We start from the raw sequence: 20,977 nt of genomic DNA on the forward strand, positions 1-20,977 counted from the left end.
TGATGAGGAGCAAGTTTTACACATTTCTCAAGGAAGCATCTGAGCGCAATAGTAGTTGCGAAGATTCGTTAGTATTAGATTCGCAGATTTCAACAATAGATTCACCTGAGCGCGCGGATTCTAGTAATTCCTGCTGCCAATTGATTTGAGAATCATACTTCCACAATCTGCTATTTGCATCATCATTTTGCTTAGCATCGTCACTTTGTTGCGTACTAGTTTTAGACGAGTTGCGCTGCAGGTATTTATATTCTCTCCAAGATTGAGCTTTAGCAAAAAACTCTTGCTCTAAAGCATCCGCGGTTTCAACATCATTATCTAACATATTTGCAGCAAAAGTTAGCTCAGAAATTACGGAACGCAATAATTTCGCAGTATTATGCCGATTTTCACTTACCATAGCACGAGTGCGTTGAGGATCAGTAAGAGCAACTCGTGTCATATCCCGCCAGGAACCTGCAGATAGTTGTAAAGCAATAGCACGATTAGATTGTTCACATAATACGTTTGCAAGAGCTGTTGCAACAACATGAGGCATGTGAGAAATAAGAGCTGCAGAATTATCGTGCGTTGCATCATCCAAAACTATTGCACGATTCTCGCATAGCGAAACAATCATTTGCAAAATATTTCTAACTCGCCAAAACTCAGTAGAATCATCAACAGTTAAAGCCCACAAAGCACCATTTAAAAGCTCATCACTAGAAGCTTTCCAACCAGTAAATTCACTACCAGCCATCGGATGCGCACCAACGTAACAATCTTGCAAACCTGCATCTTTTACTTGCTCTCGAACTAAAGTTTTTACGCTGCCAACATCGCTAATAGTTGTGCAAGATTTGTCAATATAAGGTGCAACTTCATGCAAAATACTTGGCATAGAAGCTAGAGAATTGCATAAAATCAGAACGTTTGGTCGAAGCTTAGCTAAATCTTGCACATTGTCCACGCAAGTAATTCCTAAATTTTCAGCTTCTTCGTATGGATTATGATGCCGATTCCACGCATAAACGTTACATTCAGGCAATTTTGCAAGTCTTTTTGCAAGAGATCCACCAATAAGACCAAGACCTACAATACCAACAGAAAATTTTTGCGAAAATTCAGCATCTTCTACCATAATAATTCTCTTTCTGCACGCATTACGTTCAAATTACGTAAAGCATCAACTGAAGGTTCAACGCACACTCCACCATGAGGTAGCATCCAATCATCCATCACCGGATTCTTGCGTTTATCAGAAGAATACACTGCTAAAACTCGAACCCAATCACCATGTTCAACAACCTCTTGAATCATAGCTTTACACGTAGAATCCCAAGGAGCAGCATCAACAGCTGCAATAAAACTGTATAAACCGCCTCGCCCTTTAATCGGTCTAGACATAAAGGAAGTCATATTAAGACCATGATCACGCACAACATCAAGCAAATTTGCTAACACTCCAGCACCTGTGCAACGCGGAATAAATGCAATAATTGAGGAAAATGATGAAAAGTTTTCTCGCTGCACATTAACAAAATCTAAAGCCTGATCTCGAGGAGCTAGCACTAAAAACTCAGTTCGCGCGCCAGAAAAATCTTCAACTGCTTCACTCACAATCTGCCTATTGTATAAATCAGCACAAATTTTAGGGCATAAAGCAACTTCTCCAGGAACTAAATCCCTACAAGCAGCAGCATTTGAAGACGCAGTTTTTTCTTTCAATCCACGCTCTTGAGCAAACTTACGACATTGTGCCAACGCGTGAGGGTGAGCAACAATAGTAGAACAGTTATCGATTGAATCTGACTTGCAAATAACAGCATCAAAACTAATATCGACACCTATTCGAGCAATACCAACCATATTTTTTGCATCAATGAGTAAATCTAAATTAGGTATTACAACGCCTTCAATATTGTTTTCCCACGCAATAACACCCCAATGCTGATGCTCTTCAATTTCACTAGCAATACTAAGAACATTCTCGCAAGCAGTTGGAATAAGTCGCAAATTCTCAAATGATTGTAACTGCTGCTGAACTTTTAAAGCTGCTTGATGAGTAAAAGAACCTTCCGGCCCTAAATAGCATAATTTACGTGAGAACTTACTGTTACTACTATTCATAAGTATTCCTTAAAAACTGTTGCAGTTAAGAATATTGTAATCAAGACTACTGTAAAAAATACTGCTTAATACTTCTTTGTATGCAAAATTCACAGCGAAGTCACGCTTAAATTATTGCAAATTCTTTGCTCATTTCACTATTCAATAACAAACCAACGCTGAGGCATACAAAGCAAAATTAAGTGAGCAACAAGAACGCCGTAAAGCCAAAAATATCCAACATATTGCGAACACCATGGCAACGGTATTGTGAAACCAACAGGTACTAGAATTGCACTGCCAATAAAATCTAATGCGAGAATCCAAGCAAACGCGGAGAAAACTATTGCGTGAATAAGTAATCCACTCCAACCACTACGAGATCTTGCACACCAAGCAGACAAAAACAGCAAAAGCATAGACAATACGAATCCGTAAGGAATGTTATCCATTGCACCGCAGCGATGAGCAAAAGTACCAATCAACGCGCATATTACTGCAGAAACACACGTGGTCGCATACCTACCCCACGAAGGCAAGCGATGCGACCACGGTTTCGACGACATAATAAAACCTAACGTTCCATTACTAATTGGTATATTGCGATTATCATGCAGCGTTGTTGTTTTGACGACGCTGCTTAGCACGCCACTTATACCATTCGTCACGGCTCAAAATAATCTTGCGCACGCGAATTGCTTCAGGTGTAACTTCCACGCATTCGTCTTCGTTAGCAAAGTCAAGAGACTCTTCCAAGCTCATCTTGATTGGCGGAGTCAAGGTCTCGAGAACATCAGCGGTTGAAGAACGCATGTTAGTCATGTGCTTAGCAAGCGTAATATTTACATCCAGCTCATCTGGCTTATTGTTAATACCAACGATTTGTCCTTCGTAAACTGGGCTTTGTGGATCAACGAAGAATACGCCACGAGCTTGCAAACGCTGCATAGCATAAGGAGTTGCAACACCCTTGCGGTCACAAACCATGGAACCATTCTGACGAGTCACAATCTGACCAGCCCATGGAGCATAACCGGCGGAAATAGAGCTTGCAATACCAGTTCCGCGAGTAGCAGAAAGCAAAGCAGTGCGGAAACCGATAAGACCGCGAGATGGAACAGTAAATTGCAAACGAACCCAACCAGAACCGTGGTTGCTCATAGAATCCATGCGACCCTTGCGATCAGCCATAAGCTGAGTGACGGTACCCATGTACTCTTCTGGGACGTCAATCGTAGTGCTTTCCATAGGCTCATTAATTTGACCATCAATAGTCTTGGTAACAACCTGAGGACGACCAACTGTAAGCTCGTAGCCTTCGCGACGCATCTGCTCAGCTAGCACAGCCAAAGCAAGCTCGCCACGACCTTGAACTTCCCAAGCATCTGGACGCTCAGTTGGAATAACCTTAATAGAAACGTTACCAATAAGCTCGCGGTCCAAACGATCCTTAATCATACGAGCAGTAAGCTTATGATCCTTGCCTTCAGTTCCAGCAAGAGGAGAATCGTTTACTCCGAAAGTCATAGAAATTGCAGGATCGTCGACATGAATTAATGGAAGCGGCTTTGGATCGTTTTGGTCAACGATAGTTTCGCCAATCATAATGTCGTTTACGCCAGCAACAGCAACAATGTCGCCAGGACCTGCAGAAGCTACAGGAGTGCGCTCCAAACCTTGAGTGCGAAGAAGCTCAGAAACACGGAAGTTTTCAATGGAACCGTCGACGCGAGAAAGACCGTAAGTCTTGCCCTTTTCCAAAGTTCCGTTGTAAATTCGCACTAAACCGAGACGACCCAAGAAGTCAGAGGAATCAATGTTTGCAACATGAGCTTGAAGAGGAGCGCCTTCTTCGTATTCAGGAGCTGGAATGTTTGAAATAATAGAATCAAACAATGGCTCCAAATTATCGTTATCTGGCAAACCACCATTTTCAGGCTGATTAACAGAAGCATAACCAGCTTTAGCAGCGCAATAAATTACTGGCAAATCAAGCAAAGCGTCGAGATCGAGGTCAATACCTTCCTCGACAACATCCTGAGCCAAGCCAAGAAGCAAATCTGTAGATTCGCCAACAACTTCTTCAATACGAGCATCTGGACGATCTACCTTATTTACGCACAAAATAACAGGAAGCTTAGCTTCCAAAGCTTTACGAAGCACAAAGCGAGTCTGTGGAAGAGGACCTTCAGAAGCGTCAACCAACAAAACAACGCCGTCAACCATAGAGATACCACGCTCGACCTCACCACCGAAATCAGCGTGACCTGGAGTATCAATAACGTTAATAGTGATACCTTCTGGATGACCATACTTTTCAGCTAATGGACCTGTGTACTGCACAGCAGTGTTCTTAGCAAGAATAGTAATGCCCTTTTCGCGTTCCAAATCATTGGAATCCATAACGCGATCTGGAACTTCTTCACGCTCAGAAAATACGTGCGACTGCTGAAGCATGGCGTTTACCAGAGTGGTCTTACCGTGGTCTACGTGCGCCACAATTGCCACATTTCGAATATCACCGCGAACAGTCATCACAAACCTCTTCCATTCTTCGCGTTTAAGTAATTATTAACATGCAACCGCTTAAGCTATAAATGTCGGCTGAAACAGTAGCTATATACCTTATTGGCAAGCACCCAAATAGGTAAACTGCCAAACCGCACCGATTTTACTAGTGAGCGCAGACAGCTTTTAATCCACACTAACGCAAAACAACAAGAACTTACGCAACAACACCTTTAGCAATAAGCTCACGCGCAACTTCGCGGTACTCTTTTGCAGTCTTGTGTTCAGGAGCAAAAATAGTGATAGGAACTGCAGCAACTGTAGAATCTGGCAGCTTAATAGAACGCGAAATCACAGAGTGCAAAACGCGATCTTGGAAAGCTTCATAAATGCGCTGCAACACTTCCTCACTATGAAGTGTGCGAGTGTACATAGTGACAAGAACTCCAAATACTTTAAGATTTGGATTAATACGAGATTGTACCTTCTCAATTGATTGCATAAGAAGAGCCACGCCTCGAAGAGCAAAGAACTCTGCAGCAAGTGGAATAATCACACCATCAGCTGCCGTTAACGCGTTTACAGTAAGCAAGCCAAGAGAAGGCTGACAATCGACTATAATAACATCGTATTCGTCGCGCACTTTGCGCAATACACCTGCCAATATTTGCTCTCGTCCTACTTCGGTTACTAACTGAACTTCAGCTGCGGATAAATCAATATTTGCAGGAATAATATCAATATTTTCTGTTTCAGTATGACGAATTACGTCGTGAACGTCTACAGACGAATCAAATAATGCCGTATAAACTGTATTATCAAGCGCATTTGCGTTAATTCCAAGTCCAACTGTTGCTGCACCTTGCGGATCGAAATCAACAATCAAAACGCGACGACCATACTGACTTAGTGCGCCAGCAATATTAATGGAGCTTGTAGTTTTACCAACTCCACCTTTCTGGTTGCACATTGCAATAATGCGAGCAGGACCATGTGAAGTTAACGGCTCTGGTGCATGAAAAGTTTCGTATTCGCGTCCAAGTAAATCAGTAGGCATGTTCCCCACTTTATCAACAGGTATACTCACGAAACTCTGAGCATAAAATTATTTAGCTCGAGGATGACTCATTACGTAAGCTTCAACTAATGCGTCGGGACTAATATGCGTATAAATTTGAGTTGTTGTAACTGAAGCATGTCCAAGCAACTCTTGAACTGTGCGCACATCAGCACCACCTGCAATAAGATGCGTGGCAAGAGAATGACGCAGCGTATGCGGATGCAATGGTTTGTCAAGTTTTGCACGCTCGCCAGCTTGCGTTACTATTGCCCATGCTGATTGGCGAGAAAGTGCATTACCTCTCTTATTTAAGAAAATTGTGTGCAATTCACGTTTGCCCTTTAACGCTAATTCTGGGCGAGATTTCTCCATATAGTTACGAAGAGCACGAACAGCACAACCACCAATCGGAACTAAACGCTGCTTAGAGCCTTTACCTGTAAGTTTTACAACAGATTCGTTTAAATCAATATCTTCGAATTTTACGCCAACTGCTTCCGAAATTCGCGCTCCTGTAGCGTACAAAAATTCTAGCAAAGCTGCATCTCTAATCGAAATAGCGTCCTCGCTACCAAAATTTCCAGCAGCTTCAATAACTCTATTTACCTCTTCAATACTTAAAACATCCGGCAAATACTCGGCTTGTTTTGGAGCTTTTACTTGCGCTGAAACGTCAGCTTGTATATCGCCATGAGCAAGCATAAAGCGGTGCCATTCGTGAATACTTGCAAGTCGACGCGCAACTGTTCTAGTTCCCAACCCTAATTCATTCAAAGTTCGAATGTATGATTCAATATCTAATTGAGAAATAGTAGTAACATTTTTTATTTTTCGTTCATCGTAAAGCCAGCATGTGTAATCTTGCAAATCTGAAGCGTACGCAGATACTGTTTTTTTAGAAAGACCACGCTCAATATCAATATGCGCAATAAAGCGTTGAATATGAAGTGCAAACTCTTCAGGAATATTATTTTTCTTATTGTCAGAATCAAGATTTGAGCGCATATAAACAATTATAGCTAATAAGTAAATTTGTTGATTTAAAAGAAAAAGCCCACCTAAATCGGTGGGCTTAAAATAGAACTCTATTAAAGCAAAATCAGGCTTCAACTGGAGCGTTTACATCAGCTGGCAATGCAGCCTTAGCAGCTTCAACAACAGCCTTGAAAGCTTCAATATCGGAAACTGCGAGCTCAGCAAGAGCGCGACGATCCAATTCGATGCCTGCCAAGTGCAAGCCCTGAATGAAGCGATTATAAGTGATGCCTTCAGCGCGAACTGCTGCGTTAATGCGCTGAATCCACAACTTGCGGAAATCACCCTTGCGAGCCTTACGGTCGCGGAAGTTATAAGTGAATGAGTGGAGCAGCTGTTCCTTTGCCTTGCGATAAAGACGGGAGCGCTGACCGCGGTAGCCAGAAGCCCTCTCAAGAACAACGCGACGCTTCTTGTGAGCGTTTACTGCGCGCTTTACTCGTGCCATAAGTATTCCTCAGCTTTCTTAAAATTTTCGATTGCGTATTCGTTTACAAGCAATTCTTACTTGTTACTTACTTAACGAGCAAGCCCTTAAGCTTCTTGCTCTGCGCAGTAGCCAATACTTTATCTTCAGAAAGAGCACGACGCTTACGAGCCGACTTGTGCTCCAAGTTGTGGCGCATGGCGCTACCATCGTGCATCACCTTACCGGTACCGGTAAGACGAACGCGCTTGGACGCTGCGGAATTAGTTTTCATCTTCGGCATTGCTGCCCTCCTTGTGATGTTGATCGGATTGCATAGCATTTACTGCAGCTGCAGCTTGTGACTGAACCTCTTGCTTAGCTGCAAGACGAGCAGCCTGACGAGCTTGACGCTCAGCGCGAGATTCAGCGCCACGACGACGTTGCTCAGACTGTGTATGAATTTTCTTGCCTTTTGGAGCAAGAGTCATAATAATATTTCGACCTTCTTGCTTTGGCGCAAACTCTATTGTGCCACTTTCAGAGACCTCATCTGCAAGTCGGCGCAACAATTCAACGCCACCAACCGGACGAGATTGCTCACGGCCACGCAACATAATAGTTACTTTTACCTTGTCTCCGCCGTTCAAGAAACGAAGCACATGACCTTTCTTCACATCGAAATCGTGATCGTCGATCTTGAGACGGAAACGAATTTCCTTAACCTCTGCGACGGTCTGATTACGACGTGCTTCACGAGCCTTAATCTTTTCGTTGTACTTGTACTTACCGTAGTCAATAAGCTTGGCTACTGGAGGCTTAGCAGTAGGTGCAACTTCGACAAGATCGAGGTTAGCTTCCCTTGCAAGGTTTAACGCGACAGAGGTTGCGATAACTCCCACTTGCTCGCCCTTTGGACCAATAAGGCGCACCTGAGGGACTCGAATTTCCTCGTTAATGCGTGGTTCGTCGCTAATGATGACTCCAATCCTTCTAAATACTTGTAAGATGTAATACACCAAGAAGTCCAAGAGCTTAAGATTCACCACTTCATATCAATAAAACGCTATATAACAGCGCAGCAAGCAGCACAAGAGCTAACTTGCGTGACCGAAGTCATGAACCCGAAACCACAGTAGGCTTCCAGGTGGGGACATCCCACTTTCTTGATTACTCAAGCCGAATATCTATTTTACTAGAAGCCTTGACAAAAAGGCAGCCAACACACGAAATGTGTTTTGACTGCCGCAAATCAAAGCCAGAACTATGCGATTTCTACGCTAACTGCATCGGCTCAGGCTTCAATCCATCATGATTAAAGTACACATCATACCAAGTCAGGAATGTGTAAACTGTCCAAATCTTACGACGATCGTCATTTTTCTTTGCATAATTATCGTCAATCATACGAAGTAAAGCATCTCTATCGAAGAATTTAGCAGCGTCGTCACTTTCAAACGTCTTACGCACAATCTTATAAAAACGTTCCTCGCGCAACCAATCCTTAACTGGCACAGGGAAACCAAGTTTTTCTCTGTCATACCAAGCTTTTGGCAAATGACGGGACGCAGCTTGTCGGAAAGCAAACTTCGTATTTTCGTCAGTAATTAAATATTTAGTAGGAACTTTTTCTGCAACATCCATGAGCACGCGATCAAGCAAAGGCACGCGAAGCTCCAAAGAATGTGCCATAGTCATTTTATCTGCCTTAAGCAAAATATCTCCTGGCATCCATTGATGCATATCAAGATATTGCTTTTTCTTAACTTCAGAAAGTCCCTTACCAGCAATTCTACTGTAAATAGCATCGACGATGCTGCGAACGCTAGGACCTTTGCGATACTCAGGTTTCAAAAGTTTTACAGCATCTTCCTCATTGAAAACCTTTGACTGACCGATAAAATGCTCCTCAGCTGGAGCCAAATTAGCGTACAAATGCCATGCTCCGTGGAAATGCTTTCCTTTTGCAGCTCGACCAATCGCGTAACGCAACTTTTTTGGCAACTTTGCAAGCATGCGAGTCACAACTTTAATAAGTTTAGAACGCGTGTGAACACCATAATCAATGTATCCTGCAAATAATTCATCTGCTCCCTCACCGCTTAGCACAACGCGTAAATCTTGCGAAGCTAATTTTGCAAGGAAGAATAATGGGACGCAAGAGAAGTTAGAATCAGGTTCGTCCAAATACCACTGAATTTGTGGGAAATAACGAAATGCGTCAGCGGCGTCAATAATTTCAGATTTATTGTTTAAGCCAATAATTTTTGCCAATTCGCTTGCTTGTTTGGATTCATTGTATCTTCCACCAGCAAAACCAATAGAATATGTGTGTTCAGGGCGCGCAACAGCGGCAACATAACTTGAATCAACTCCAGAAGAAAGGAACGAACCAACTTCAACATCCGCAATTTGGTGAGCTTGAACAGAATCACAAACTGTTTTATCGATAGAATCAACTAATTCATTCAAGCGTTGCTTTGTTTCTTTGAAATTAGGATCGTAATATTGCTCAATCTTCATTTCGCCATTCTTATACGTAAAGCAATTACCTTCACGCAGCTTAAAAACGCCTTTGAAGAAAGTTTCGTTAATTGCAGGATATTGGAATGTCATAAACGGCTTAAGCGCATTTTCGTTAAGTTCCTTCTTAAAATCTGGATGGCGCAGTAAAGATTTAATTTCGGATCCATACATAAAAGTACCGTTCATTTGCGCATAATAAAAAGGCTTAATACCGAAATGGTCGCGAGCGCCAAACAATTCTTGAGTACTCTTGTTCCAAATAACAAATGCAAACATTCCGCGTAAACGATTAAGTAAGCCTTTACCCCACTCTTCGTATCCGTGCACTAATACTTCTGTATCGCAATCAGTGTGGAAAGTGTGACCAGCTTTAATAAGTTCTTCGCGAAGTGGCTTGTAGTTATAAATCTCGCCATTAAAAGTAACTGCAAGATTCCCATCCTCGTTGTACATAGGTTGGGATCCACCGTGAAGATCTATAATGCTAAGTCGACGAAAACCAAGTGCTGCGTGTTCGTCAATCATAGTTCCATACTCGTCAGGACCACGATGCACAATCACATCTGTCATATCTTTTACAATTTGGCTTTTGACGTTAATTGGGGTGTCATTAATGAACCCTGCAATTCCGCACATTTATTTCTCCTCGTAGAATATACAACACAGCATTACGTTAGTCTACTAGCAAATAATTAACGAAAATCCATAATAACTTGGAAAATCTAACTTGCCATGCAATATTACACCAAGCACTTTATGTTAAGCGAGTATTAGTCTAAAAATTCCTGTATTTGCCGGAATAAAAGCAATAAAATACGCTAAAACCAAATCCAAAAAATGGCATAAAACATAGTCAAATGTTGGTTGACACTACGCTTATAAACTCTTGTTATAAATGTATGTCATCAGTACAAATGCAGCGTTATTATGTTGCTATGGAACCTTTGCAACGCTGCGTAGTATTAGCAGCAGGAGATTATTACGATCATACGCGTGAGCATGTGCCAGATCGCGCTTTAACAATTGCAGCTGATGGAGGCTGGGATCATGCATGTAAATTAGGTTTGCATGTGGATGCGCTCATCGGCGATTTTGACTCTGTTAGATTAAAGCTCCCTACTGATGCAGTTATTACTAGATTGCCTGCAGAAAAAGATGATCCGGACTTACTTTCTGCGTTGAAAGTCGGTTGGGCTAAAGGCTCTCGAGAATTTCATATTTTCGGAGGATTAGGTGGTCGAGTTGACCATACTATTTCTAATATTCAACTTATGGTTCGTTTAGCGCGTCGCGGTGGAATTGGATTCTTGTACGGCGACGGTCAAATTGTTACAGCAATACATGATGGATCTCTTGATTTTCCAGCATCATCTGGAAATGATTTGCGCATAGTTTCCGTTTTTTCTCATACTCCAGTTTCTAATGATGTAAATGAAGTTGGATTAAAGTATCAGCTTAAACACGCAACCATGCATGGAGATGCAGTACAAGGTTTAAGTAACGAATTATTAAATGATACGCCGGCTCATATTGACGTTCATGAAGGAACACTTATTGTAACCTTCCCTATTAACGCTCCATTGCCACAGGTGAGCTGGTTTAAAAGACCAATTGGAGATTTAGGCGAAGTTGATGCTTCTATATCGGAAGCATTAGCAGTTCCTCTTGAAAGCGAGACTACTCCAACATATTCGACTACTGCAGCTGCTGAAGCAATGACGTATAACGAATAGCGCAAACTTTAGTTTGCACAAATGGCTGACGAGGATCTTTTACTTGAAAACTCGTCAGCCTTTTTCTTTTTAAAATTACATGCGTTGTTCAATTGAAGAATATTGATTCGTAAAATGTTATGCAAAAACGCAACTAGAAACTATCAAAAAATTCACAAAAACACTCATAAAACACAGCATGTTAACGCTCACTGTTCTCACAGTGCATGATTGCAATAAAAGTGAGCTATATTACAACTCTTCGTACATACCGCACACTAAAATGAACACCGTTAATTCAAATAACGATGACCTAAATGCGTGAGTTTTCATCGCGAAAATAGCGCGGCTTAAAACGTTGCGCACGAGGTCTCACTCAAGGGAGAACCACATGACAGTCAAGATTGGTATTAATGGTTTCGGTCGCATCGGTCGTCTCGCATTCCGTCGTATTTTTGAGCTTCAAGCTCGCGGCGGTCAAGCAGGTGACATCGAAGTCGCAGCCATCAACGATCTGACCACCCCTTCGATGCTCGCCTACTTGCTCAAGTATGACAGCACCCACGGCACATTCCGCCACGATGACGGCACCCCAGTTGAGGTAACCTCCACCGAAGACGCAATCGTTGTAGATGGCAAGACTTATAAGGTTTACGCCGAAAAAGACGCAAATAACATTCCATGGGTTAAGAACGATGGCGTTGAATTCGTTCTCGAATGCACCGGTTTCTACACTTCTGCAGAAAAGTCCCAGGCTCACTTGAACGCAGGCGCTAAGAAGGTTCTTATTTCTGCTCCTGCTAAGGACGAAACCACTCCAACAGTTGTGTTCGGTGTTAACCACGAAATCTTGAAGGCTTCTGATAACATTGTTTCCGCTGGTTCTTGCACCACCAACTCCATGGCCGCAATGGTGAAGTTGCTTCAAGATAACTGGGGAATCAAGTCCGGCTTCATGACCACAATTCACGCCTACACCGGCACTCAGATGATTCTCGACGGCCCACGCGGCTCCAAGCCACGCAACAACCGTTCCGCAGCTTGCAACACCATTGAGCACTCCACCGGCGCTGCTAAGGCAATCGGCAAGGTTGTGCCAGAAGTTAACGGCAAGCTCCAGGGTCACGCACAGCGCATTCAAGTTCCAGACGGCTCTGTTACCGAGTTAACTACTGTTCTTGAGAAGCCAGCAACCACTGAAGAAATTAACGACGCTTTCAAGAAGGCTTTCGAAAACTGCGAGTACTTCGGTTACAATGCAGACAGTATCGTGTCTTCTGACATCATCGGCGACACCCACGGTGGCGTTTTCGATCCAACTCAGACCGATGTGAACACTGTTGACGGTGTAACTTTGGCTCGTACCGTCACCTTCTACGACAACGAGTACGGCTTCACCTCCAACATGATTCGCACCCTTCTTTACTTCGCTGAAATCTCCGAGTGATTTCGCTAAGCATCAATCAGCAATAGCTGGTTGTGCGAATATTTAATATATCAAAAACCCCTTGTGCTGCTTTCTAAGCTACACAAGGGGTTTATATGTTTAATATACATTAAGTCAACAGTCGGTATAGCATATCATGTAACAGAATTTGATGGCTGAGTATAAGGCACGGTAACAAAATGAGTAAAAAACATGCAGAAACCGGAAAAGCAACTCCTGCTATTGCGCAACTCGAAAACGCAGGCATCACCTTCCGCATAGCGCAATACGAGCATGACGCTGATCACATGGACGACGGCTACGGAATTGAGGCTGCTGAAAAGCTAGGCGTAAGCGCAGCTCAAGTTTGCAAAACTCTCATGGTTGACACTGGTGAAAAGCGAGTAGTTGGAATTGTTCCAGTAAACGGACGTCTCAATATGAAAGCAATTGCAGGAGCCGTACACGCAAAGAAAGCAAGTATGACAAGCCCAGAAGTCGCGCAACGAGAAAGCGGCTACGTAGTTGGCGGAATTTCACCATTCGGACAAAAAACGCATCATGAAACAGTACTAGATAGTAGCGTAATGCAATTTGATGAGATTCTTGTTTCTGGAGGAAAACGAGGATTGGACGTAGTTCTTAATCCTCAAGATATCGTAACATTATTAAACGCAACTGTAGCTGATATAGCAGCATAAGCAACATAAGCTTTATTACTGCAAATATTGCTACCAACAAGTGATTACTCGCACGGGATTAGTACGTTGGCAAATATAACGTCTTGGCAACGTGCGATAATCCCTAAGGTTGTTCATTAATCGTTAAGGAGTGCATTATGGGTATGCGTGGCCGCAAGCGCAAGGCGCGTCGTAAAAAAGCAGCGAATCATGGCAAAAGACCAAATGCTTAAGCTATAAATTCGCTTATACATACTGTAAAGCCCACGTCAATCGTGGGCTTTTTCGTTTTAACATACTTTTATTCACTAGAATAATCAGAAAGCTCACGTTTAAGTTGCATGCGAGCGCGGTTAAGTCTACTCATAACAGTTCCTATTTTTACGCCTTCTTCTTGCGCAATTTGTTTATAAGATTTACCTCGAATAGCAACTTCAATAAAAACTTTTCTACGCTCAGGTGGCAACTTACTAAGCGCCGCAATAATCTCTTGTGGAGCAAACCCTTCTAAATATTCTTGTTCAGCAGAAAGCATTCCTTTTGCGCAATGATTAGAAGCCTCATAAATATCCCAATCATTGTAGTCACCAGTTTCATCATTAGCACGTTTAGGGCTTCGTTTCGCTTTCGCGTACTGATTAAAATACAAATTTCGTTCAATCCTGTTAATCCAGGCAGCAAAATTTGTGCCAGGCTGAAAAGTTTCAAAAGATTTAAGAGCGCGCTCAAAAGTATCTTGCACTAAATCTTGCGCATCCTGCGCATTTTGCGTAAGACGCATAGCTTGGGTGTATAAAGGATCAACGCAAGTAGATACAAGTTGTTCAAATCTTTTGCGTCGACTTTCCATTGCAGAACTTTGCTTAGTATTTACTAAACGATCACTAAATAAGCGAGCATTACAATTTTTTGCACTTTGTTTTTTAGCTCTTACGCTTTTAGAGCACATAACATTTGTCTTCTCGATTTGCTCACTCATATAGTCAATAATACTTTCATTTTGCACATATAGCTACTGATTTATCGTGCTACATAGTGCAACGCAGCGCAAGATGATAACACATCGCAGCACAATAACGCAGCGCGGCATAGTGTGACATTGCGTGACATTGCGGTAGTATTGTGACTATGCCAACTCATATTCAAGAATTGTTAAATGCTTTAGATTTAGCACCTAAGCAAGATGAGAATACATTACTTGCTGAATCATGGTTACTTGGTTTCGACACTGAAACTACAGGTGCAAATATTGGTAAAGATGCCATTGTTTCTGCAACTCTAGTATTACGCAATCCTGAACTAGCTCACACTGGAGATGTGGTATCAACTTGGTTAATTAACCCTCATCAGCCTATGAATCCTAAAGCAAGCGAAGTAAATGGTTTCACAGATGAATACCTCAAAGAACACGGCGGAGAGCCTGAAGAAGAACTTGAATTCCTTGCACGTGCAGTAAGCATGGCTCAAGCTAAGAATATTCCACTACTTGCTTATAACGCTCCATTTGATATTGCAATGTTACGTCACGACTTGAAGCATTGGCATCTTACTGCGCTAGAAGAACGCGCAACTTGTCCAATACATGCACTAAACGCTAATGACATTCTTACTGTTGACCCTCTTGTTATCGATAGGGCTGTTTCTAGAAGATCCGGCAAGCGTACTCTCACTATTACATCTCAGTTTTACGGGGTTGAACCAATCGGAGATTTCCACGATGCTACAGCAGACACAGTTGCAGCTCTTGATTTGATTGCTCCAATGAGCAAACTATATGAGTCAGTAAGTTGCATGAGACTGAATACTATGATGGATTGGCAGCGCGAAGCTTATATTAATTGGCGAGATAGCTTCAATCAATGGCTGCAATCTCACGGACGTGAGCCTATTACTGGAACATGGCTATAAAACATTTGGTGAAAAGAAGTAAATTATGATCATGCATAACACGTTGTCACTAGCAAACGCAAGTGAAATTTTGCAACACTATGGTTTGTTACGCGAAATGATTCAATATGGTAAAGCAGAAGATACTAATAGTGCTAATGGTGCTAATACTAAAGAAAAAACTATAGACTCTACTCATTCTCGCAATGAAATATGGTCTTTAAATCCGTATTATTTCTCAAATATTGATGCAGATAAGTGCTTTACTAATGCAACTTACGATACTCGCGATATTAAATCTGGAACACTTCTGTTTATTAAAGGCAATTTTAAGTCGGAATATCTTTTAGATGCAGACAACAAAGGACTTACTGCATATGTTGCTGAACAAAGCTACGCACAATACACAAAAGCTGTTGGTTTAATTGTTACGGATGCTAAAAAAGCAATGAGCGTGCTTGCAGCAGCATTCTTTGGAAATCCACAAGAAAAACTCACTATTGTTGGAATTACTGGAACTAAAGGCAAAACAACTACAGCCTACTTTACTCACGCTATCCTAAACTCCCATTCGCACGGTAAAGCAGCACTGTTTTCTTCAGTAGATAATTGCGTAGACGGAAAAAATTACGTTGAATCTAATTTAACTACTCCTGAAAGTTTTGATGCTTTCAAAATGATGCGCGAAGCTGTAGATAACGGCATGAAGTATCTTGTTATGGAAGTTTCTTCGCAAGCTTATAAGGTGAATCGCGTATACGGTCTTAAATTCGATGTTGCAGCATTCTTAAACATTAGCCCAGACCACATTAGCCCTATTGAGCACCCAACTTTTGAAGATTACTTGTATTGCAAACGACAAATTATTGCAAATACTAAGCGTTTAGTACTAAATTCTGATACAGATCACGCAGATCTTCTTTTACAAGATGCGGAACGCAACAATGTGCTCGTAACAACTTTTGCTCGCATTAAAAAAGATGAAATAGAAGGCGATGCTTGCGAAAATGACAATTTCGATGATCTTGACGACGATCGCATAAATTATTGCGCGCCTGCTAACGATGACGATTACACGGAATTACTTACTCCTGACTACATTGCAATGCCAGTAGAAAATAGTGAATCACATTGCATCGCTATGCGAGACTCAAGCGAAGACGACGACTATGAAGATAACGACTACGAAGAAGACGTGCACTACTGCCCTATTGACGAATTCGCATTGTCTATTGCAGGAGATTTTAACTACGAAAATGCTTTAGCTGCAATCGCTATTGCAGGAGAATTGGGAATTAATCAGGATACTGATTTACACGCACTACACGCTATTGAGAATGTGAAAATTTCTGGACGCATGGAAGTTTTCAAAGACACGCACTCAAACATGATTGCGGTTGTCGACTATGCGCATAACTACATTTCTACAAAATCAGTTCTTGACTTTGTAGAAGAACGCTACGGCAAATTTAATCCTCGAATTACGCTAATAACTGGTTCCACAGGAGATAAAGCTGTCGACCGTCGTAAAGAAATTGTTGAAGCCGCGCAAAACCGCATAGAACAGTTTATTTTCACTACTGAAGATACTGATACTGAAGACGTAATGCATATTTGCGAGGATATGCAAAGTTATGTTACGAACCCAAATGTTTCTTCACGCATTATTATCGACAGAGCTGAAGCAATAGAATGCGCTTACAACGATGCAGCAAGTAGCGAACAAAAAAATGGAAGATTAAACATTCTTCTTGCTATTGGTAAGGGCGATGAACGTTGGATTAAAAACAAACGAAAGCATGTGCCGTATGAGGGTGATTCATTCGTAATAAAGCGTCTTTTTGGTCTGTAATACGCTTATGCGAAAGTATGAAAATATACGAATAAAATAAACGCAATTACTACATAAACTAACTAACAAGCTAGCTAACAAACTAAATAACAAACAAGTTAAATAACAAATTAAAACAAATGAAGAAGATACAAATGAAGAATCAACGATTTCAACCTGTGTTACTCGGTAGCGATATAAACGCATACGGCATGGCTCGAGCATTCCATGAAGAATATGGCATTACTTCAATTGCTTTTGCGCACTTCCAACTTTCACCTACGAAATTTAGCAAAATTGTCGATGTGAGAATTGTTCCAGGCTTTGGAGAACTTCCTACATTCCGCAATACAATGCTTAATTTTGCTAAATCATGGCATCAAGAGCATCCTAATACCAAACTTCTGCTTATTCCTTGCGGCGACGTATATGCGAACCTTCTAAGCCAATGCGGTGATGAATTGCACGAATATTTTGCTTTCCACACATTGCCAAATTCGCTCAATCGCCAGCTTAGCCTTAAAAGCTCATTCTATAAAACTTGTGAAAAATACAATCTTCCTCATCCAAAAACTAAAGTTGTAAACGCTCAAGAAGTAGCAGCGCACGCTTATGAAGATTTGCCATTCAGCTTCCCTATTGCTATGAAACCAGCGAATAGCACTAAATGGCTTGATATTGATTTTGAGGGACGCAAAAAAGCTTTTATTATCAATACTCCGCAAGAACTTGATACTCTTATTCAACGCTCGTACAAAGCTGGCTACGATGACGAAATGATTTTGCAAGACTTTATTCCTGGAGACGACAGCCGCATGCGTGTGCTAAACGCTTACGTTGATAGCAATCATCATGTGCGCATGATGTTTCTAGGACACCCTCTGCTGGAGGATCCAACTCCAGAAGCGATTGGCAATTATGCAGCTATTATTCCAGACTACAATGAAGAAGTTTTCCAAAATATTAAAGCATTTTTGGAAGATATACATTACGTTGGCGTAGCTAATTTTGATATGAAATACGATGAGAGAGACGGAAAATATAAGCTTTTTGAAATCAATTTACGCCAAGGCCGTTCAAGCTATTTCGTCACTTTAAACGGATTTAATATTGCTAAATATTTTGTTGAAGATTTAATTGACCATAAGCCTTTTGACGGAAATACTGTGTTCGGTCGTGGAGAAAAGTTGTGGATGGAGATTCCGCGATCGATATTTTGCAATTATGTAGCAGAAGGCGATGAAAAGAAGCGCGGTCTTAATATGATTCGTCGCGGCGATTGGGGCACTACGCTAGAATATAAAAAAGATATGAATCTGCTACGCTGGTTGATGATTCGTCATATGTTTTCAATTTACACAAGGCGTTACGCAGAATTTTTCCGCAATAAAGCGTGAAAATTATTACGTAACTTTGAAGGGAATATGAGACAATGAAACGTCCGTTTTTTGCTGTACTTGGCGGCATGGGCACACTTGCAACAGAAAGCTATATTCGTTTACTTAATAAAGAAACGCATGCACATAACGATCAAGAGTTTTTAGATTATGTGGTATTCAATGATGCTTCTGTGCCAGATAGAACAGCATATATTGTTGGCGAATCATCCGAAAGCCCATTCCCTACTCTTGCAGACGACATAGCTAAAGCAACTGCGATAGGTGCTTCATTTATTGTGCTCACGTGCAATACTGCGCATTACTTTTACGATAAGTTCCAAGCACTCACCGACGTGCCAATTATACATATGCCGCGTGGTGCTGTAGCTGAAGTTTCTAAACGTTACCCAAAGTCTAAATGTAACCGTATTGGATTCTTAGGTACTGCAGGATCGCGTAAAGCTGGAGTGTATCAGCGCGCTATAGAAGAAGCAGGATACACATTCGTAGCACCCGACGACGATTTGCAAAAACGCATTACATCACTTATTTATGATGATGTAAAAGGCACAGGCAATCTTAATTTACGCCGTTACGAGTCCGTTTTAAGCGACATGCTCGACCCTGCAGGAACGTGCCGTTGCGACGCACTTATTTTGGGTTGCACAGAATTAAGCGTGCTTAATGAAGCTTTCCCTCTTCCGCAAATACCGTTAGTTGACGCTCAAGCAGTACTCGTAAAAAATACTGTAGAAAAAGCTAAATCTTTGCGAATGAAGTAGCAGAAATAGCTTAATTTTCAGGACTCGTCAATATTTGGGTGGATTGCTACGCGCTGATCCTTCGGCTTTTTTAAATCCGGATTCACGTGCTCAACAAGCATTGTGCGCGCGTCTCCTGCAGTGACGAAACTACCGCAAATAAGCACTCCGTGACCATAGCCAACACCAAGCTCATCGTCTTCATCAACTAAATCAACAGCAGTTTGAATAGCATCCGGAAGCTCGTCAACACGAATTACGCGATCCTCGCCAAATACGCCTACAGCAATCTTTTCGAGTTCTTCCGGATCCATTACGCGGTCGCGCCAAGAATTACGCGTAACAATAATCTTCGTCAAAATAGGCTCAAGAACACCCAAGTATTCTTCAACTTGCTTATCTGCCATCATTGCCACAACGCCAATAAGCTGCTCAAAATGATAGTTTTCTTCAATAGTTTCACGAAGAGACTCGGCAGCATTCACGTTATGTCCACCATCAATAATGATTGTCGGCGAAGTACGAACCTGCTCAATACGCCCAGGAACCTTAACCTGACTTAAAGCCTCTGCAACTAAATCGCCATCCAAAGCACCACTTACAGGCAGCACAACCTCCGCAGCAGCAAGAGCTGCCAAAGCATTATGAGCCTGATGCTTGCCAAACTTGTCAACCGGAACATCCTCATAAGTGCCAAGAGGTGTACGCAAAGTAACAACCTGTCCACCAACTGCAGGAGTACGAGACACAACTTCAAGTTCGCCATCGCCATAAGAAGAATCGCGCAATAATGTAGCATGGTTGCGCTCTGCAACTTCCTTAATAATTGGCAAAACCTTAGCTTCATGCGGCTGAGGACCCAAAATAACAGTGCAATTTGGCTTAATAATACCAGCCTTCGTGCGAGCAATCTCTTCAACAGTGTTTCCAAGCCATTGCATGTGATCCATATCAACCGGCCCAATAATTGCAGCATCAGCATTCATAACATTAGTGGCATCCCATTCGCCACCCATGCCAACTTCCATAACAGCAACATCAACAGGAGCGTCCGCAAAAGCCCAAATTGCCATGGCTGTAAGCACTTCAAAAAAGCTCATTTTTGGCTTACCGTCAGCTTCCATGCGAGCGTCAACCATGTCGATAATGTCTTTCATTTGATCCCACACATCAACGAACTGATTGTCACTAATTTCCTGTCCGTCAATCATAATGCGCTCGTTTACGCGCTCCAAATGTGGAGAAGTATATAATCCGGTTCGCAAACCGTATGCTCGACAAATTGACTCAGCCATTCGAGCAGTAGAACCTTTGCCGTTCGTACCAGTTATGTGAATAACACGCATAGACTGCTCTGGATGACCTAAAATATCGAGAATAAGACGCATGCGATCCAAGTCGAGATTAGTTTTATTGTGTTCTGGAGCTCGACTCATAATATTGCGTTCGATATCAACAATTCGCTCATTATTGCGATTTGGATTTTCAATAGACATAACTACTCCCCCTAATTTTTACGCTCGCTTACTCATTTTCCAACAATCTAGATTAGTTGATACCAACAACACACGCATATAAATATGTTGTGACAATATTCACATAGCAAAAGCGTTTTATACGCACTTTGTAAATTGCGTATAAAATCTTGCTATTTTGCACTAAAAAACTCGCATAAAAC

20 protein-coding genes are annotated in these 20,977 nt (G+C 41.9%); 8 read left to right on the plus strand and 12 right to left on the minus strand.

Annotation, left to right across the window (positions count from 1 at the left end; genetic code table 11):
- Positions 1–16: 16 nt before the first annotated feature.
- The 10 genes from HXT59_RS06555 to asnB form a co-directional block, all read right to left on the minus strand.
- Entirely contained in the window at positions 17–1,120 is a 1,104-nt protein-coding gene (locus HXT59_RS06555; protein WP_102155348.1) for a prephenate dehydrogenase, read from the minus strand.
- A complete protein-coding gene (locus HXT59_RS06560) occupies positions 1,114–2,109 on the minus strand; it encodes a prephenate dehydratase (protein WP_102155350.1) in 996 nt (331 codons plus the stop codon). Before HXT59_RS06560 ends, HXT59_RS06555 begins: the two co-directional genes overlap by 7 nt.
- A gap of 137 nt (positions 2,110–2,246) precedes the next feature.
- On the minus strand, positions 2,247–2,654 hold the full coding sequence (locus HXT59_RS06565) for an alcohol dehydrogenase (RefSeq protein ID WP_102155352.1): 408 nt from the start codon (positions 2,652–2,654) through the stop codon (positions 2,247–2,249).
- 43 nt (positions 2,655–2,697) lie between these two features.
- Positions 2,698–4,623 (minus strand): translational GTPase TypA, encoded by a 1,926-nt coding sequence (gene typA / locus HXT59_RS06570; protein ID WP_064621387.1) that lies wholly within the window; start codon positions 4,621–4,623, stop codon positions 2,698–2,700.
- A 190-nt stretch (positions 4,624–4,813) separates the two neighbouring features.
- Entirely contained in the window at positions 4,814–5,653 is an 840-nt protein-coding gene (locus tag HXT59_RS06575; RefSeq protein ID WP_004110398.1) for a ParA family protein, read from the minus strand.
- 48 nt (positions 5,654–5,701) lie between these two features.
- Entirely contained in the window at positions 5,702–6,661 is a 960-nt protein-coding gene (xerD, locus tag HXT59_RS06580; protein WP_102155769.1) for a site-specific tyrosine recombinase XerD, read from the minus strand.
- 94 nt (positions 6,662–6,755) lie between these two features.
- Entirely contained in the window at positions 6,756–7,139 is a 384-nt protein-coding gene (gene rplT / locus HXT59_RS06585) for a 50S ribosomal protein L20 (RefSeq protein WP_004105106.1), read from the minus strand.
- Positions 7,140–7,206: 67 nt separating this feature from the next.
- Entirely contained in the window at positions 7,207–7,401 is a 195-nt protein-coding gene (rpmI, locus tag HXT59_RS06590) for a 50S ribosomal protein L35 (RefSeq protein ID WP_004128670.1), read from the minus strand.
- On the minus strand, positions 7,382–8,119 hold the full coding sequence (infC, locus tag HXT59_RS06595; protein WP_174182828.1) for a translation initiation factor IF-3: 738 nt from the start codon (positions 8,117–8,119) through the stop codon (positions 7,382–7,384). Before infC ends, rpmI begins: the two co-directional genes overlap by 20 nt.
- A 253-nt stretch (positions 8,120–8,372) precedes the next feature.
- Positions 8,373–10,259, minus strand: a complete 1,887-nt coding sequence (gene asnB / locus HXT59_RS06600; protein WP_076002696.1) for an asparagine synthase (glutamine-hydrolyzing) — start codon at positions 10,257–10,259, stop codon at positions 8,373–8,375.
- A gap of 299 nt (positions 10,260–10,558) precedes the next feature.
- On the opposite strand from asnB, the gene HXT59_RS06605 reads away from it, so the two are divergent.
- The 4 genes from HXT59_RS06605 to HXT59_RS06620 all read left to right on the plus strand — a co-directional run bounded on the left by HXT59_RS06605 (position 10,559) and on the right by HXT59_RS06620 (position 13,674).
- On the plus strand, positions 10,559–11,356 hold the full coding sequence (locus tag HXT59_RS06605; RefSeq protein ID WP_033888660.1) for a thiamine diphosphokinase: 798 nt from the start codon (positions 10,559–10,561) through the stop codon (positions 11,354–11,356).
- A 370-nt stretch (positions 11,357–11,726) separates the two neighbouring features.
- A complete protein-coding gene (gap, locus tag HXT59_RS06610) occupies positions 11,727–12,782 on the plus strand; it encodes a type I glyceraldehyde-3-phosphate dehydrogenase (RefSeq protein ID WP_004573912.1) in 1,056 nt (351 codons plus the stop codon).
- 179 nt (positions 12,783–12,961) lie between these two features.
- Positions 12,962–13,462 carry a Cys-tRNA(Pro) deacylase gene (gene ybaK / locus HXT59_RS06615; protein WP_004105119.1) on the plus strand — a complete coding sequence of 167 codons (501 nt, stop codon included), beginning with the start codon at positions 12,962–12,964 and terminating at the stop codon, positions 13,460–13,462.
- A 137-nt stretch (positions 13,463–13,599) separates the two neighbouring features.
- Complete coding sequence (locus HXT59_RS06620) at positions 13,600–13,674, plus strand: 50S ribosomal protein bL37 (protein WP_369803150.1); 75 nt, start codon at positions 13,600–13,602, stop codon at positions 13,672–13,674.
- A gap of 68 nt (positions 13,675–13,742) precedes the next feature.
- Here the strand turns inward: HXT59_RS06620 and HXT59_RS06625 are convergent, their stop codons facing one another.
- Positions 13,743–14,291, minus strand: coding sequence for a sigma-70 family RNA polymerase sigma factor (locus tag HXT59_RS06625; RefSeq protein ID WP_410310530.1), 549 nt, complete (start codon positions 14,289–14,291; stop codon positions 13,743–13,745).
- Between the two features lie 278 nt (positions 14,292–14,569).
- Between HXT59_RS06625 and HXT59_RS06630 the strand changes: the two genes are divergently transcribed.
- From HXT59_RS06630 to HXT59_RS06645, 4 genes are all read left to right on the plus strand, one after another.
- The gene (locus HXT59_RS06630; protein WP_012913960.1) at positions 14,570–15,349 is read left to right on the plus strand and encodes an exonuclease domain-containing protein; all 780 of its coding nucleotides are present in this window, start codon (positions 14,570–14,572) and stop codon (positions 15,347–15,349) included.
- Between the two features lie 25 nt (positions 15,350–15,374).
- The gene (locus HXT59_RS06635; RefSeq protein ID WP_102155356.1) at positions 15,375–17,180 is read left to right on the plus strand and encodes a UDP-N-acetylmuramoyl-L-alanyl-D-glutamate--2,6-diaminopimelate ligase; all 1,806 of its coding nucleotides are present in this window, start codon (positions 15,375–15,377) and stop codon (positions 17,178–17,180) included.
- Between the two features lie 134 nt (positions 17,181–17,314).
- A complete protein-coding gene (locus HXT59_RS06640; protein ID WP_081378923.1) occupies positions 17,315–18,556 on the plus strand; it encodes a carboxylate--amine ligase in 1,242 nt (413 codons plus the stop codon).
- Between the two features lie 35 nt (positions 18,557–18,591).
- The gene (locus tag HXT59_RS06645) at positions 18,592–19,320 is read left to right on the plus strand and encodes an aspartate/glutamate racemase family protein (protein WP_076002693.1); all 729 of its coding nucleotides are present in this window, start codon (positions 18,592–18,594) and stop codon (positions 19,318–19,320) included.
- A gap of 17 nt (positions 19,321–19,337) precedes the next feature.
- On the opposite strand, the gene HXT59_RS06650 is transcribed toward HXT59_RS06645, so the two are convergent.
- Entirely contained in the window at positions 19,338–20,795 is a 1,458-nt protein-coding gene (locus HXT59_RS06650) for a bifunctional folylpolyglutamate synthase/dihydrofolate synthase (RefSeq protein ID WP_012913956.1), read from the minus strand.
- Positions 20,796–20,977 lie beyond the last annotated feature (182 nt).

The sequence above is a fragment of the Gardnerella sp. KA01001 genome, from assembly GCF_049244025.1.
Taxonomy (GTDB): domain Bacteria; phylum Actinomycetota; class Actinomycetes; order Actinomycetales; family Bifidobacteriaceae; genus Bifidobacterium; species Bifidobacterium swidsinskii.

Coding starts and splice junctions, on each gene's coding strand:
- HXT59_RS06555 (WP_102155348.1), bottom strand. CDS start 1,120: ATGGTAGAAGATGCTGAATTTTCGCAAAAATTTTCTGTTGGTATTGTA.
- HXT59_RS06560 (WP_102155350.1), bottom strand. CDS start 2,109: ATGAATAGTAGTAACAGTAAGTTCTCACGTAAATTATGCTATTTAGGG.
- HXT59_RS06565 (WP_102155352.1), bottom strand. CDS start 2,654: ATGTCGTCGAAACCGTGGTCGCATCGCTTGCCTTCGTGGGGTAGGTAT.
- typA (WP_064621387.1), bottom strand. CDS start 4,623: ATGACTGTTCGCGGTGATATTCGAAATGTGGCAATTGTGGCGCACGTA.
- HXT59_RS06575 (WP_004110398.1), bottom strand. CDS start 5,653: ATGCCTACTGATTTACTTGGACGCGAATACGAAACTTTTCATGCACCA.
- xerD (WP_102155769.1), bottom strand. CDS start 6,661: ATGCGCTCAAATCTTGATTCTGACAATAAGAAAAATAATATTCCTGAA.
- rplT (WP_004105106.1), bottom strand. CDS start 7,139: ATGGCACGAGTAAAGCGCGCAGTAAACGCTCACAAGAAGCGTCGCGTT.
- rpmI (WP_004128670.1), bottom strand. CDS start 7,401: ATGCCGAAGATGAAAACTAATTCCGCAGCGTCCAAGCGCGTTCGTCTT.
- asnB (WP_076002696.1), bottom strand. CDS start 10,259: ATGTGCGGAATTGCAGGGTTCATTAATGACACCCCAATTAACGTCAAA.
- HXT59_RS06605 (WP_033888660.1), top strand. CDS start 10,559: ATGGAACCTTTGCAACGCTGCGTAGTATTAGCAGCAGGAGATTATTAC.
- gap (WP_004573912.1), top strand. CDS start 11,727: ATGACAGTCAAGATTGGTATTAATGGTTTCGGTCGCATCGGTCGTCTC.
- ybaK (WP_004105119.1), top strand. CDS start 12,962: ATGAGTAAAAAACATGCAGAAACCGGAAAAGCAACTCCTGCTATTGCG.
- HXT59_RS06625 (WP_410310530.1), bottom strand. CDS start 14,291: ATGGAAAGTCGACGCAAAAGATTTGAACAACTTGTATCTACTTGCGTT.
- HXT59_RS06630 (WP_012913960.1), top strand. CDS start 14,570: ATGCCAACTCATATTCAAGAATTGTTAAATGCTTTAGATTTAGCACCT.
- HXT59_RS06635 (WP_102155356.1), top strand. CDS start 15,375: ATGATCATGCATAACACGTTGTCACTAGCAAACGCAAGTGAAATTTTG.
- HXT59_RS06640 (WP_081378923.1), top strand. CDS start 17,315: ATGAAGAATCAACGATTTCAACCTGTGTTACTCGGTAGCGATATAAAC.
- HXT59_RS06645 (WP_076002693.1), top strand. CDS start 18,592: ATGAAACGTCCGTTTTTTGCTGTACTTGGCGGCATGGGCACACTTGCA.
- HXT59_RS06650 (WP_012913956.1), bottom strand. CDS start 20,795: ATGTCTATTGAAAATCCAAATCGCAATAATGAGCGAATTGTTGATATC.